The 12,072-nt window shown below is 70.2% G+C and carries 15 protein-coding genes; 5 read left to right on the top strand and 10 right to left on the bottom strand.

The genetic code is table 11. The features are described 5' to 3' along the window. Positions 1-19: 19 nt before the first annotated feature. The 3 genes from EHF32_RS03125 to EHF32_RS03115 are packed head-to-tail and all read right to left on the bottom strand — an operon-like array spanning position 20 to position 2,267. Positions 20-1,138: an NAD(P)-binding domain-containing protein gene (locus tag EHF32_RS03125; RefSeq protein ID WP_137416771.1), complete on the bottom strand. Its 1,119-nt coding sequence runs from the start codon at positions 1,136-1,138 to the stop codon at positions 20-22. Between the two features lie 38 nt (positions 1,139-1,176). After that, positions 1,177-1,821 (bottom strand): SDR family oxidoreductase, encoded by a 645-nt coding sequence (locus EHF32_RS03120; RefSeq protein ID WP_137416770.1) that lies wholly within the window; start codon positions 1,819-1,821, stop codon positions 1,177-1,179. A gap of 35 nt (positions 1,822-1,856) precedes the next feature. Beyond that, a complete protein-coding gene (locus EHF32_RS03115) occupies positions 1,857-2,267 on the bottom strand; it encodes a YchJ family protein (RefSeq protein ID WP_137416769.1) in 411 nt (136 codons plus the stop codon). Between the two features lie 88 nt (positions 2,268-2,355). On the opposite strand from EHF32_RS03115, the gene EHF32_RS03110 reads away from it, so the two are divergent. From EHF32_RS03110 to EHF32_RS03100, 3 genes are read left to right on the top strand one after another with little or no spacing between them, the layout of a single operon-like run. Then, complete coding sequence (locus EHF32_RS03110) at positions 2,356-3,279, top strand: VOC family protein (protein ID WP_137416768.1); 924 nt, start codon at positions 2,356-2,358, stop codon at positions 3,277-3,279. A gap of 29 nt (positions 3,280-3,308) precedes the next feature. After that, positions 3,309-3,797 carry a hypothetical protein gene (locus tag EHF32_RS03105; RefSeq protein WP_137416767.1) on the top strand — a complete coding sequence of 163 codons (489 nt, stop codon included), beginning with the start codon at positions 3,309-3,311 and terminating at the stop codon, positions 3,795-3,797. Then, positions 3,749-4,831, top strand: a complete 1,083-nt coding sequence (locus tag EHF32_RS03100) for an FUSC family protein (protein ID WP_337678152.1) — start codon at positions 3,749-3,751, stop codon at positions 4,829-4,831. Before EHF32_RS03105 ends, EHF32_RS03100 begins: the two co-directional genes overlap by 49 nt. 6 nt (positions 4,832-4,837) lie before the next feature. Here the strand turns inward: EHF32_RS03100 and EHF32_RS03095 are convergent, their stop codons facing one another. The 4 genes from EHF32_RS03095 to EHF32_RS03080 are packed head-to-tail and all read right to left on the bottom strand — an operon-like array spanning position 4,838 to position 7,299. Beyond that, positions 4,838-5,203: a TraR/DksA family transcriptional regulator gene (locus EHF32_RS03095; protein ID WP_137416766.1), complete on the bottom strand. Its 366-nt coding sequence runs from the start codon at positions 5,201-5,203 to the stop codon at positions 4,838-4,840. Between the two features lie 4 nt (positions 5,204-5,207). Next, positions 5,208-5,615 carry a hypothetical protein gene (locus EHF32_RS03090; protein ID WP_137416765.1) on the bottom strand — a complete coding sequence of 136 codons (408 nt, stop codon included), beginning with the start codon at positions 5,613-5,615 and terminating at the stop codon, positions 5,208-5,210. Positions 5,616-5,667: 52 nt separating this feature from the next. Then, positions 5,668-6,258: a nucleoside deaminase gene (locus tag EHF32_RS03085; protein ID WP_137416764.1), complete on the bottom strand. Its 591-nt coding sequence runs from the start codon at positions 6,256-6,258 to the stop codon at positions 5,668-5,670. A 45-nt stretch (positions 6,259-6,303) separates the two neighbouring features. Further along, on the bottom strand, positions 6,304-7,299 hold the full coding sequence (locus tag EHF32_RS03080) for a PHP domain-containing protein (protein WP_137416763.1): 996 nt from the start codon (positions 7,297-7,299) through the stop codon (positions 6,304-6,306). An 87-nt stretch (positions 7,300-7,386) separates the two neighbouring features. Between EHF32_RS03080 and EHF32_RS03075 the strand changes: the two genes are divergently transcribed. After that, positions 7,387-8,295 carry a 5'-3' exonuclease gene (locus EHF32_RS03075; protein ID WP_137419092.1) on the top strand — a complete coding sequence of 303 codons (909 nt, stop codon included), beginning with the start codon at positions 7,387-7,389 and terminating at the stop codon, positions 8,293-8,295. Here the strand turns inward: EHF32_RS03075 and EHF32_RS03070 are convergent. The 3 genes from EHF32_RS03070 to trpD form a co-directional block, all read right to left on the bottom strand. Beyond that, positions 8,226-9,527 (bottom strand): MFS transporter, encoded by a 1,302-nt coding sequence (locus EHF32_RS03070; protein WP_137416762.1) that lies wholly within the window; start codon positions 9,525-9,527, stop codon positions 8,226-8,228. The two genes, EHF32_RS03075 and EHF32_RS03070, sit on opposite strands and share 70 nt — an antisense overlap. 55 nt (positions 9,528-9,582) lie before the next feature. Then, a complete protein-coding gene (locus EHF32_RS03065; RefSeq protein ID WP_137416761.1) occupies positions 9,583-10,071 on the bottom strand; it encodes an aromatic ring-opening dioxygenase LigA in 489 nt (162 codons plus the stop codon). Between the two features lie 99 nt (positions 10,072-10,170). Continuing rightward, entirely contained in the window at positions 10,171-11,235 is a 1,065-nt protein-coding gene (trpD, locus tag EHF32_RS03060; protein WP_137416760.1) for an anthranilate phosphoribosyltransferase, read from the bottom strand. Positions 11,236-11,412: 177 nt separating this feature from the next. Between trpD and ctaE the strand changes: the two genes are divergently transcribed. Continuing rightward, positions 11,413-12,054 carry an aa3-type cytochrome oxidase subunit III gene (ctaE, locus tag EHF32_RS03055; RefSeq protein WP_137416759.1) on the top strand — a complete coding sequence of 214 codons (642 nt, stop codon included), beginning with the start codon at positions 11,413-11,415 and terminating at the stop codon, positions 12,052-12,054. The last annotated feature ends 18 nt before the right edge of the window (positions 12,055-12,072 follow it).

Raw genomic sequence — 12,072 nt, 5'->3', positions numbered from 1 at the left:
CGACACACAGCGCAACGGATCATACGGCGACCGCCACCTCCGACGCCGGGAGCACACCATCCGCCACGAGCTGACGTACGGCGGATCGACCGGCACGGTTGGCGCCGACCGTCGACTGCGAGGGCCCGTAGCCGATGAGGAACAGCCGCGGCTCATCGAGGGCGCGTGAGTCTTCGACCCGGATGCCCCCGGCCGGCGTTCGCAGTCGGAGGGGCGCGAGGTGATCGAGGGCCGGGCGGAAGCCCGTCGCCCAGAGGATCACGTCGGCGCGCTCGAAGGTGCCGTCCGGCATCCGTACGCCGTCTGGTTCGATGGCACGGAACATCGGATGCCGCACGAGCACACCGCGTCGTTGCGCTTCGCGCGCCCACGGGGTCCAGTGCATCCCGGTGACCGAGATGACGCTCCCGGCCGGCAGTCCCTGCCGCACGCGCTCCTCGACGCCGGCGATCGCGGCGACGCGCGCCGGGATGTCGAACTCGTCGTCACGCCACTCCGGCTCCCGCCGGGTGACCCAGAACGTGTCGGTCACCCGCGAGATCTCCTCGAGAAGCTGCACTCCCGACACACCGGCCCCGACGATCACCACGCGCTTGCCGGCGAACCGTTCGGCCGAGACATAGTCGTGGACGTGCAGCTGCGTGCCGCGGAAGCTCTCGCGCCCGGGCACGGCCGGCCAGTGCGGCCTCGTCCACGTCCCCGTCGCGTTGATCACGTATCCCGCCGCGAACGTGCCCGCATCCGTCTCGACCCGCAGTCGGTCACCGTCACGCGAGACCGCCCGGACCCGCACGGGACGGCGCACCCGAAGATCGAAGCGCTGCTCGTAGGCGGCGAAGTACGGCGGAAGGGCATCTCGGCTGGACGCCGCGGGGTCGGCCGGCGGGACGGGGAAGCCGGGAAGCTCGTGGATGCCGTTGACCGTCGCCATGCGCAGCGACTCCCATCGGTGCTGCCAGGCTCCACCCGGCGCGGACTCGGCGTCGAGCACCACGAACGTCCGCGCATCGGACGTCTGCGCATCGAGCGGTCGGAATCCGCGACGGTGCAGGTGGTAGGCGGCCGAGAGACCCGCCTGCCCGGCTCCGATCACGACGACATCCACGGGCACGCCGAAGGCGGGATCGGATGCGGTCATGCCGTCCTCAACGCCCGCGGGGTGCGGCACATTCCGCCTCAGGCGCTCAGTGCCTCGCTGATCGGCGTCGCGCCCGCGCCGAAGCGGATTGTGCGATGGATCGTGGCGGCGTCCCCGAGCGTTGCAGCGATCACCTGGGCGACGTCGGCCCGGGAGATCTCTCCTCGACCCGTCGGCTCGGTGGTGATCCGGCCGGTCGCATCGTCGGAGGTCAGGGTTCCGGGGCCGAGCACCGTCCACTCGAGGGAGCTGCGCCGCAGGTGCTCGTCGGCCGCCAGCTTCGCGTCGGCGTAGGGGAAGAAGGAGTCGGAGGGATCGATGCCGTGATCGGGCGACGAGCCGATCCACGACACCATCACGAAGCGCGACGCCCCAGACACCTCCGCCGCATCCATGGCGCGGATCGCGGCGTCGCGATCGACCGCATAGGTGCGAGCCGCGTCGCCTCCGCCGGCGCCCGCCGACCACACGACGGCGTCGTTACCGGCGAGCGCGTCGGACAGCGTCGTGGTGTCCGCGGCGGCGACGTCCAGCACCAGCGCGGTCGCTCCCGCGGCGTGGACGTCGTCGACATGATCGGGGTTGCGCACGACCGACGTGACCTCGTCGCCCCGTGCCGCGAGCAGAGGCGCCAGCAGGAGAGCGATCTTGCCGTGTCCACCGATGATGAGGATGCGAGACATGGTCCGTCCTGTCGCGTCGTGAGCGTGTCCCCAGCCTACGTACCGCTCTGCGAGGAGGGGCCGGGTGGATCGAGCACGCCGTCGAGGTACCACCACCTGGCGCTCTGCTTCACGAACCGGCTGCGCTCGTGCAGGACGCCCGAGGATGCGCCCTCGCGCCACGCGGCGCGGAACTCCACGGTGCCCTTGCGGTCGTCCGGCGAGCCGCCGACCGTGTCGAGGATCGTCAGCCCGCGCCAGCGCACGTGACGGTCGAGGGTCAGCTCCGTCGGTCGCGTGCCGGGATGCCACGTGTCGACGAGATAGTCCGTGTCCTCACGGACGAACGCCGTGTAGCGCGAACGCATGAGCGCCTCGGCGGTCAGCGCAGGTGTGCCCGCCAAGGCGGGACCGCAGCATTCACCGAAGGAGCGCCCACTCCCGCACGGACAGGGCTGGTTCTCCATCCGACGATCCTCGCCCGCGGGCCGATCCGACGCAATATTCGCCGCCGAGCCGGCGTTGCACTCCATGAGTATCCGAGGAACGAGCACCATGAACAGCACACGAAACCCCGCCACCGGCGAGCTTCTGCCCGATGAGACCTCGATGGACGCAGTGACCCTGCGCGTGGGCGATCTGGAGAAGATGACGGGCTTCTACGGATCCGCGATCGCGCTGGAGCCCATCGAGGAACGCGCGCGCGGACGAGAGGTCCATCGCGTGCTCGGGCGCGGCGGTGTTCCCCTGGTGCGCCTCGTGCATACGCCGGATCTCCCCCTTGCGGCCCCCGGCTCCGCGGGGCTCTTCCACACCGCGTTCCTCTTCGACGACGCCGCGACCCTCGCTGCCACCGTCTACCGGACGGCGCAGGACGGCCGTGCCCGGTTCACGGGGTCGAGCGATCATCTGGTCAGCGAGGCCTTCTACTTCACGGACCCCGAGGGCAACGGCATCGAGCTCTACACCGACCGGTCGCGCGACCTCTGGCGTCACGTAGACGGAGAGGTGCAGATGGACACCGTCTACCTGGATCCCAACGAGTACCTTCGCGCCCACCTCACGCAGGACGGGTTCGATCGTGTCTTCACCGAACCCGGCCGGGTCGGACACGTCCACCTCCAGGTGGGTGACATCGCCCCCGCACGTCGCTTCTACGTCGAGGCCCTCGGCTTCGCCCCCTCCTTCACCGGCATTCCGACCGCGCTGTTCGCGTCGGCCGGCGGGTACCACCATCACGTCGCCATGAACACCTGGAACAGCGCGGGTGCAGGCCCCCGGGCGGCGAGTCTCGGCCTCGGCGAGGTGGCCCTGGCCGTGCCCGACCGCGCCGCGCTCGACGCGCTGACCGACAGGCTGCGCCGCGCGAGCGTCTCGTTCGACGACGACGGCCGCACGGTGACGGCGAACGACCCGTGGGGCACGCGGGTCACGGTCACCATCGGGGGCACCGGTGTGGACGAGCTGCTGACGCGATGATGCGGCGCGGCGCCCCGTACCCTGAACGGGTGGCCTCCGACACCGACACCATCCGCTTCGTCACACCGCGCGGTCGCCTGCTCGTGCTCGCAGCCCTGTGCGCTGTGATCACCGCCATGGGCGCGATCATCATCGCACTCAACATCGACAACACACCCAGCCTGCTGCTCGGCGTCGCGGTCGTGGGTATCTTCGGCCTGGGCGGCGGATTCTCCCTGATCGGCCAGTTCCGCAACGGCACCGTACTGCGGGCGGATGCCGACGGCATCCGCGTCGCGCGCATGGGAGCGGCGCCGTGGGGTGACGTCGATCGGATCGCCACCACGGCCAAGGGGGAGCTCGGCATCCGGATGCGCAGGACGGAGGCTCTTCTCACCGGCGCACACAACAGCCACACACGCGAAAGCCTGCGGGCGCAGCGGGAGCGCAGCGGCGGCTACGACCTGACCTTCACCGCCCACGATCTCGGGTGTCCGCCGGCGGAAGCCGCCCGGTCGCTGCGCGCGCTCCAGCCCTGATGGCCCGGCTGTCGCTCCCGGTCACAGTGCGCGCGACACAGCGCGCACCGCTTCTGCTGGTCGTCAAGTCGGCCGTCGCGACCGTGGCGGCATGGCTGCTCGCCCAGTGGCTCATTCCGGGCCCGCCGCCGGTGTTCGCGGCGATCGCCGCCGTCCTCGTGGTCCAACCGAGCCTGAACCAGTCGTTCACCCGCGCGATCGAACGATCCGTCGGCGTCATTGCCGGTGTCCTGCTCGCCTCCGCCCTCGGCCTCGCCTTCGGGAACGGCACATGGGTCGTGCTGCTCGCCGCGTGCGCGGGGCTCCTGGTCGCCTGGGCGTTGCGCCTGTCCCCCACCGCATCCACGCAGATCGCGATCAGCGCGATCCTCGTGCTCTCGCTGGGTCCGGCCACCCCTGATTACGCACTCGATCGGATCCTGGAGACCCTGCTGGGCGCGGCCATCGGCTTCGTCGTCAACATCGCGATCGTCCCGCCGGTCGCGATCGCCCCGGCCCGCGACGCGACCGACCGGTTGTCGGCAGAGCTCGCCGCATCCTTGGACCGTCTCGCCGACGCACTCGAGACGCAACGCTCCCCCGGCGAGCTGGAGGCCCTGATGGTCGAGGCGCGGCTCCTGCGCCCCATGCGGGATGCGGCCGAGCGCGCGATCGGCGGCGGAGCGGAGTCTCTCGCACTCAATCCCCGCAGCCGGCGTCACCGCACCGAGCTGGCAGAGCTCCAGGACCGTCTGGACCTCTACACGCCGATCGTCACGCAGGTCACGGGAATGACGCGCGCGGTGTACGACCACTACGCCCCCGAGATCGTCACGGATCCGCAGGTGCGGGCCCTCGCGGAGCAGATGCGCCGCGCCGCGCACGATCTGGAGCGCACTCGCGGATCGGAGTCTGCACCGACGGACGAGCCGCCCGCGCTCACCACACCGCTGCAGATCCCGCGGCCGCCCTCCGCGCACTGGGTGCTCATCGGCTCGCTGCTGGAGGATCTGCACCGCATCCATCACAGCCTCGTCGAACGCGAGGACGTCTAGGAACGCTCAGCGGCCCCGCTCAGCGCAGGGCACGCACAGCGTCGCGGTCGGACGCACGAGAAGACGCCCCACCGGGATGTCGCGGCCGCACGACGCGCACACTCCGAAGACGCCGTCCTCCAGCCGGCGCAGCGCGTCGTCGATCTCACCGATCTCGGCGTCCGCGGCACGGCGCAGTCCCTCCAGCCGCGACCACTCGTCGCTGAGCGTCGCACCTTCGGGGTCGTGTTCGTCATCGGCGCCGGCGGGATCGTTGCGGGCTTCCTGCACACCTCGGATCGCCTCGCCCCGCGCGATCAGGCGCGCCGACGCGTCGCGGCGCGCCGTCGTCAGCAGCTCGGTGAAGACGGCGGGATCGATCTCCTCGTTCACAGCCTCATCGTGCCGTGACGACCACCGTGAACTCGAGGGGCTGGATTCCGCCGTCCTTGTTCGTCATGGTGACGCTCGTCGTGCCCGCCGCCAACGCCAGGACGCCGGGGTTGAAGGTGGCGCTGCCGTCGTCCTTGCCCGCGACGAACTCGGCGACGGCCGCGTCCGCGACGGCGCCGGTGTAGCTGTCGACCGCGAGGTCGCCGGTGTTGATGTTGAGCGTCTGGCCCACCACAAGATCGACGCTCGCCCCCTGGAGGTCGCCGGCCGAGATGGTCACGGGCGCGACGATGTCGCCGCCGATCGGTGTCGAGTCCCCGGTCGGCGACGACGACGCTGCGGCGGCGCATCCCGCCATCAGAAGGGACACGGTCACGACGGCCGCACCGAGCACGAGTCTGCTGAACTTCATGTGGTCAGTATCGTGGCGGAGCGATCCGTCGCCGGTCACGATCGCGCAACGGTCAGTCGACGGCGCCGCGAGCGTTGTACACGACGGAGTCGCTCGCCCCGTACGCCCGGTACACCTCGACGGCCTCGTCATGACGGATGCCGATGGTCACGCGGATGCCGCGCCGCTCGAACTGGGCGGCCCAGTCGTCCACGACGGGTCCCTCGTCGAAGCCCGTGAGCTCCTCCAGGAGAGGGCCTTCGCCGGCGACCACGAGGGAACGCACCCCGCTCCACATGGTGGCGCCGTAGCACATGACGCAGGGGCGCCAATTGACCACGAGCTCGAGCTCGGCGCCGTCCGCGCCCAGGTCCCAGCGCCCGAGTGCGGTCTGCGCGAGGCTCAGCGTCGTCACCTCGGCATGCATCGAGGTCAGGCCCGAGGCCAGCACCACGTTGACCCCCGCGGAGACGAGACGCCCGCTCGCGGACTCGACGACGATCGCCGCGAAGGGACCACCGCTCCCCTCGCGCCAGTTGCGGTCGGCGAGGGCGTTGACGAGATCCATCCGCTCCTCGGCGGTGGGAAGAACCTCCGGCAGCGAATCGAGCTCGTCGAGGAGCCAGGCGGGCAGGGAGGCGGAGATCGAGGAAGCGAGAGGCATGAGGACATCCTGTCCGGAGCACATGTCGGCTCTGTTACACGACGCTCAGCGATCGCGCGCCAGCCAGGACCGGAGGCGGTCGAGAGGCCATGTCGTGACGATCCTCTCCGCGGGCACGCCCGCGCGCTCGGCGCGTACCGCGCCGTGGTCGAGGAGCGACAGCTGCCCCGGCGCGTGGGCGTCGCTGTCGATCGCGAACAGGCATCCCGCATCCAGCGCGATCGCGATCAGCTCATCCGGCGGATCCTGGCGTTCGGGGCGGGAGTTGATCTCCACCGCGACGCCGTTCTCGGCGCAGGCCGCGAACACGCGCTCCGCGTCGAAGTCGGACGGCGGCCGCGTCCCGCGGGAGCCTTCCACGAGGCGTCCCGTGCAATGCCCGAGGACGTCCGTGTGCTCGTCGCGCACCGCGCGCAGCATCCGCGCGGTCATCTCGGCACCCGCCATCCTCAGCTTGGAGTGCACGCTCGCGACGACGACGTCCAGCCGAGCAAGCATCTGGGGGGTCTGATCGAGGGCGCCGTTCTCGAGGATGTCGACCTCGATTCCGCTCAGCAGCGAGAATCCTTCGCCGGAGTACCGCGGGAGCTGCTCGAGCTGCTGCGCGAGCCGTTCGGCCGTGAGCCCGTTCGCCACGCGGAGCCGCGGCGAGTGATCCGTGAGGGCGACGTATTCGCGGCCCATGGCACGCGCCGCGTCCGCCATCGCCGCGATGGGCGCCTGCCCGTCGGACCAGTTCGAGTGCGCGTGGAGATCGCCGCGAAGCCGAGCGAACAGCGTGCTCGACTCCTTTGGGGCGACACGCTCCCTCAGCTCCGCCAGATAGTCGGGGACGGCGCCCGAGACCGCCTGCAGGATCACCTCGAGCGAGCTCTTGCCGATCCCCTTCGTGCGCCGCAGGGTCTCCGGGTCCGACCGCGCGGGCGTCGGCAGTGCGGCCAGCGCCTCGGCCGCCGTACGGAAAGCCTGGGACCGATAGCGCGACGCCCGCTCACGCTCGAGCAGCGTCGCGATCTCGCGGAGCGCGTCGATGGGATCCATCGCACCAGTCTGCCCCGGTGACCGATCCGCGTCGGCGGCACTCGCAACAGGCGCCTCGCGTGGCAGGATGAGCGCGTGTCCCGCCTCATGCTCCTCGACACCGCGTCGCTGTACTTCCGCGCCTTCTACGGCGTCCCCGATTCGGTGAAGGCTCCCGGCGGGCAGCCGGTCAACGCCGCGCGCGGACTGCTTGACATCATCGCCAAGATCGTCAGCACCTACGAGCCGACGCACGTCGTGGCGTGCTGGGACGACGACTGGCGCCCCGAGTGGCGCGTGCAGCTCATCCCGAGCTACAAGACCCATCGCGTGGTCGTCGAGGTGGAGACCGGCCCGGATGTGGAGGAGATGCCCGATCCGTTGGAGGCGCAGATCCCGCTGATCCGCGAGTCCCTCGACCTGCTCGGCATCCCGATCGTCGGCGCCGCCGAGCACGAGGCCGACGACGTCATCGGCACTCTGGCGACGGATGCGGGCATGCCCGTCGACATCGTCACCGGCGACCGGGACCTCTTCCAGCTCGTCGACGACGCGGCCGCCGTCCGCGTCGTCTACACGGCGCGTGGCATGAGCAACCTCGAGATCGTCACGGACGACGTCGTGCATGCGAAGTACGGCGTCGCACCGCGCCAGTACGCCGACTTCGCCGTGCTCCGCGGCGATGCCTCCGATGGACTTCCGGGAGTCGCGGGCATCGGGGAGAAGACGGCGGCCACGCTCCTCACCGCTCACGCTGACCTCGCGGGCATCGTCGCGGCGGCGACAGCCGGGGAAGGGATGAGCGCGGGGGTGCGCACGAAGATCGCCGCCGGCGCCGACTACCTGGCCGTCGCCCCCACCGTCGTGCGCGTGGTGCGAGACCTCGATCTGCCGACGTTCGACGCGACCCTTCGTCAGGTCTCCCCGGACGCCGCAGCCTTCGCCGATCAGTGGGGTCTGGGAACGGCGTTCGCCCGCGCCACGAAGGCCATCGCCGCGAGGATCGCCACCGCATAACCGACGGCGACGACCAGCATGAGCACAAGCGGCCCCTGCCACCCGCCGGTCGCCTCGTGCAGGGCACCCGCGATCGGGGCGCCGAAGGCACCGATGCCGTAGCCGCCGCCCTGGACCAGCGCGGAGATCGTCGTGGCCTCGGCATCCGTGCGGGCCACCGTGACGACAGCCGAGAAGATCGCGACGAACCCGCCCGCGTGCGCGAGCGCACCGAAGGACAGCCACACCCACATGAGCTCGGGTGCCCACAGCATGCCCGCGGTCAGCGTCAGCCAGCACGCGCTGATGGTCAGCGGGACCACGATGCGCGGGGTGTAGCGGGCGAGAACGGGGACGAGGAAGGAGCCGGCGATGGCCACGCCCTGGAAGATCGAGGCGAGCGCGCCCGCACCGGATCGGTCGAGCCCCAGCTCGTCGGCACCGATCGAGGGCAGCCAGGTCGAGAGCGCGTAGTAGATGGTCACCTGGAGCGAGAAGGCGCCCAGCAGCAACCAGACCACCGGCCGTCGGAAGACGCCACCCCTCGTGGAGACGACCGGCAGCGGGCCTGTCAGAGCGGCGACGTCGTCGACGGGCGTCACGCCGGCGGATGCGGTCGACGGCGCGCCGGAGAAGCGTTCGCCCCGCAGGGCGCCACGCCGGCGCTCCCGCGCGAGGTGCACGCTCCACACGGCCACCCCGGCGAACGTCAGCACGGACCAGCCCACCAGCGCCAGATTCCAGCCGACGACCTCGGCGATCGGAGCGGTCAGGAGCGAGGTCACCAGCGAGCCCGCGTTGAGGGTCGCGGTGTATGACGCGGTCACGAACGCGACCCGGTCGGGCGGCACATCGCGGCGGATCACGACGGGGATCACGACGTTTCCGATCGTGATCGCCGCACCGATGACGATCATCCCCGTCAGCACCGCGGGATAGCCGGGAAGCGCGCGGATGGCGGTGCCCAGGAGAACCCCGCTCAGCGTCACCAGCAACGCCAGTTCGGCACCCGCCCGGCGGATCACGAGCGCGGCGATCGGGGTGAGCAGCGCGAACATGAGCACCGGCGCGGTGGTGAGCAGCCCCGCGGATGCCGCCCCGATGCCCAGATCGTCCTCGATCTGACGGATCACCGGTGTCGGAGCCACGATCGGACCGCGCAGGCTCAGCGCCGCGACGAGCAGACCGATGACGACGAGGAACGGAAACGCCCGCCCCGCACCCCCAGCATGGGGCGGGGCGGGCGGGCTCATCCGTCCAGTCTATGAACGCGGGTCGGATCGGGCGTTGCGCCGACCCGCGACCGGATCAGGCTCCGGAGACGTTCGAGCGACGAACGACGACCGGAACCGCGGCGAGCCGGTAGATGGCCGAGCCGAACAGGATCGACAGCACGCCGATTCCCATCGCGAACGCGGCGACGCCGAAGGAGACGACCGAGGTGAACAGCGAAGCGCGCAGGAACGAGGCGTTCATCATCGTGGCACGCACCGGGTCGTCGCGGTCGAGTTCGGCATAGGTGGCACCGTTAGACGCTTCCAGCGCGTGGTGCTGGATGATGTCGGCCTGCACGTAGGCGGTGAAGGGGCCGTCGACGACCTGCCCCTGGAAGGCCATCGCATCGTCGGGGACGACGATGTTCTCGGCCCGCAGCTGCGACGAGACCATGACCCAGACGGCGATGCCCACGACGATGAGGGCAACGCCGCCCAGGATTCCCAGGACTGCGGCGATCTTGACGAAGCCGACCTTCTTGGCGGGCGCCTCGATGGTGTCGGCGGTGGTGGCGGTGGACATCTTTGCTCCTCGGTGGGTTCGAACGGTGGTGCTTCGAACCTAGGGGTGAGCTGTGAGCCGCCGGAAGGCAGGGCGCCGTGAATATCGGCCTGCCCGCACTCAGCCCGCCGCGAGCTCCTGCGTCGTCGCCGCCCACGTGGCGAGCGTGCGCGCGGCAGCACCGCTGTCGATCGCGGCTGCCGCCTCGTCCTTCGCCTCGGCGAGTCGCTCGAGGATCGGACGCTGCACCTCGGCCGCGTCCTGCGACAGACGGTACGACACGAGTCCGGCCGCCGTGTTGAGCAGCACGATGTCGCGCACCGGACCCCGTTCGCCCGCGAGCACCCGCCGTACGACGTCGGCGTTGTGGGCGGGCGAGCCTCCGATGAGCTCCGAGATGTCGGCGAGCGGGATGTCAAGATCCCGCGGATCCAGGTCGTGCTCGTGCACGTCGCCTCGGGAGACCTCCCAGATCCGGCTGTGTCCGGTCGTGGTCAGCTCGTCCAGCCCGTCGTCGCCGCGGAACACGAGCGCCGTCGCACCGCGGGTGCGGAACACCCCCGTGATGAGAGGCACACGGTCCAGATGCGCGACACCCACGGCGTTGGCCTCGGCGCGTGCCGGGTTGCACAACGGTCCGAGGAAGTTGAAGACCGTCGGAACACCGAGTTCGGCCCGCGTGGGACCGGCGTGACGGAATCCCGGATGGAACGCTGCGGCGAAGGCGAACGTGATGCCGGCGCGCTCGAGGGTCGCCGCCACCGCATCCGGACTGAGGGTGAGGTCGATGCCGAGCTCGCGGAGAACGTCGGAGGACCCCGAGGAGGAGCTCGCCGCCTTGTTGCCGTGCTTGACGACCGGGACGCCGGTGGATGCGGCGACGATCGCGGCTGTCGACGAGATGTTCACGGTGCCGAAGCGGTCGCCGCCGGTCCCGACGATGTCGAGCACATCGGCGGGCACGGGAAGCGGGAGGGCGGCCGCGAGGATCGCGTCGCGGAAGCCCACGATCTCGTCCACGGTCTCGCCCTTGGCGCGCAGCGCGATGAGGAATCCGGCGAGTTGGGAGGGGGTCGCCTCGCCGGCCATGATCTGCTGCATCGCCCATGTCGCATCCGACACGCTGAGGTCGGCACCCCCGAGCAATTCCGTGAGGATGTCGGACCAGGTGCGCGCGGGGAACATGGTTCCCGATCCTACCGAGCGCGTTCGACGGGGACGGAAACGACCCGGGCTGCGCGGATCACCAGATCCCGAGCGTCTTCACGGCGGGCTCGCCCCAATCTCTTAGGTCGCCCTAAGCTGCGACAAGGCGCGTTCGAGGGCGCGAGGTGCAAGAGTCGGCCGTGAATATCGGTCATAATGGTGAGCGTGACGACGCCAGCGACATATAACCAGGCCCTCCGTTCGGTCAAACGGCCAGATCCGGTCGCCGTGGGGACAATCGTCTGGCTCGGCAGCGAGGTCATGTTCTTCGCGGGTCTGTTCGCGATCTACTTCACCCTCCGCAGCACCTCCCCCGACCTCTGGGCCCAGGAGACCGAGCTGCTGAACGTTCCGTTCGCGGCCGTCAACACCATGATCCTGGTGCTGTCCAGCTTCGCCTGCCAGTTCGGCGTCTTCGCGGCCGAGCGCTTCCAGCCCTACCGCACCGGTTCGATCTGGAACCTGCGTCGCTGGGGCATGGTCGAGTGGTTCTTCCTCACCTTCTTCATGGGCGCGGTCTTCGTGTCCGGCCAGGTGTGGGAGTACGCCCAGCTCGTCACCGAGGGGATGCCGATCTCGGCGAACGCCTACGCCTCCGCCTTCTACCTGACGACCGGCTTCCACGCCCTGCACGTCACCGGCGGCCTCGTCGCGTTCCTCCTCGTCATCGGCCGCGCCTACGCGGTCAAGAACTTCGGGCGCAAGGAGATGACCACCTCGATCGTCGTGTCCTACTACTGGCACTTCGTCGACGTGGTCTGGATCGCCCTGTTCCTCGTCATCTACTTCCTGAAATAAGAAGCCGGAGTCCTGCAC

The sequence above is a fragment of the Microbacterium sp. RG1 genome (assembly GCF_005347485.1).
Taxonomy (GTDB): Bacteria; Actinomycetota; Actinomycetes; order Actinomycetales; family Microbacteriaceae; genus Microbacterium; species Microbacterium binotii_A.
This window is presented reverse-complemented; position numbering and strand designations above follow the sequence as displayed.

Excerpts from the sequence above, each read along its gene's own strand:
- EHF32_RS03125 (WP_137416771.1), bottom strand. The coding sequence starts at position 1,138 with ATGACCGCATCCGATCCCGCCTTCGGCGTGCCCGTGGATGTCGTCGTG.
- EHF32_RS03120 (WP_137416770.1), bottom strand. The coding sequence starts at position 1,821 with ATGTCTCGCATCCTCATCATCGGTGGACACGGCAAGATCGCTCTCCTG.
- EHF32_RS03115 (WP_137416769.1), bottom strand. The coding sequence starts at position 2,267 with ATGGAGAACCAGCCCTGTCCGTGCGGGAGTGGGCGCTCCTTCGGTGAA.
- EHF32_RS03110 (WP_137416768.1), top strand. The coding sequence starts at position 2,356 with ATGAACAGCACACGAAACCCCGCCACCGGCGAGCTTCTGCCCGATGAG.
- EHF32_RS03090 (WP_137416765.1), bottom strand. The coding sequence starts at position 5,615 with ATGAAGTTCAGCAGACTCGTGCTCGGTGCGGCCGTCGTGACCGTGTCC.
- EHF32_RS03085 (WP_137416764.1), bottom strand. The coding sequence starts at position 6,258 with ATGCCTCTCGCTTCCTCGATCTCCGCCTCCCTGCCCGCCTGGCTCCTC.
- EHF32_RS03080 (WP_137416763.1), bottom strand. The coding sequence starts at position 7,299 with ATGGATCCCATCGACGCGCTCCGCGAGATCGCGACGCTGCTCGAGCGT.
- EHF32_RS03075 (WP_137419092.1), top strand. The coding sequence starts at position 7,387 with ATGCTCCTCGACACCGCGTCGCTGTACTTCCGCGCCTTCTACGGCGTC.
- EHF32_RS03070 (WP_137416762.1), bottom strand. The coding sequence starts at position 9,527 with ATGAGCCCGCCCGCCCCGCCCCATGCTGGGGGTGCGGGGCGGGCGTTT.
- EHF32_RS03065 (WP_137416761.1), bottom strand. The coding sequence starts at position 10,071 with ATGTCCACCGCCACCACCGCCGACACCATCGAGGCGCCCGCCAAGAAG.
- trpD (WP_137416760.1), bottom strand. The coding sequence starts at position 11,235 with ATGTTCCCCGCGCGCACCTGGTCCGACATCCTCACGGAATTGCTCGGG.
- ctaE (WP_137416759.1), top strand. The coding sequence starts at position 11,413 with ATGGTGAGCGTGACGACGCCAGCGACATATAACCAGGCCCTCCGTTCG.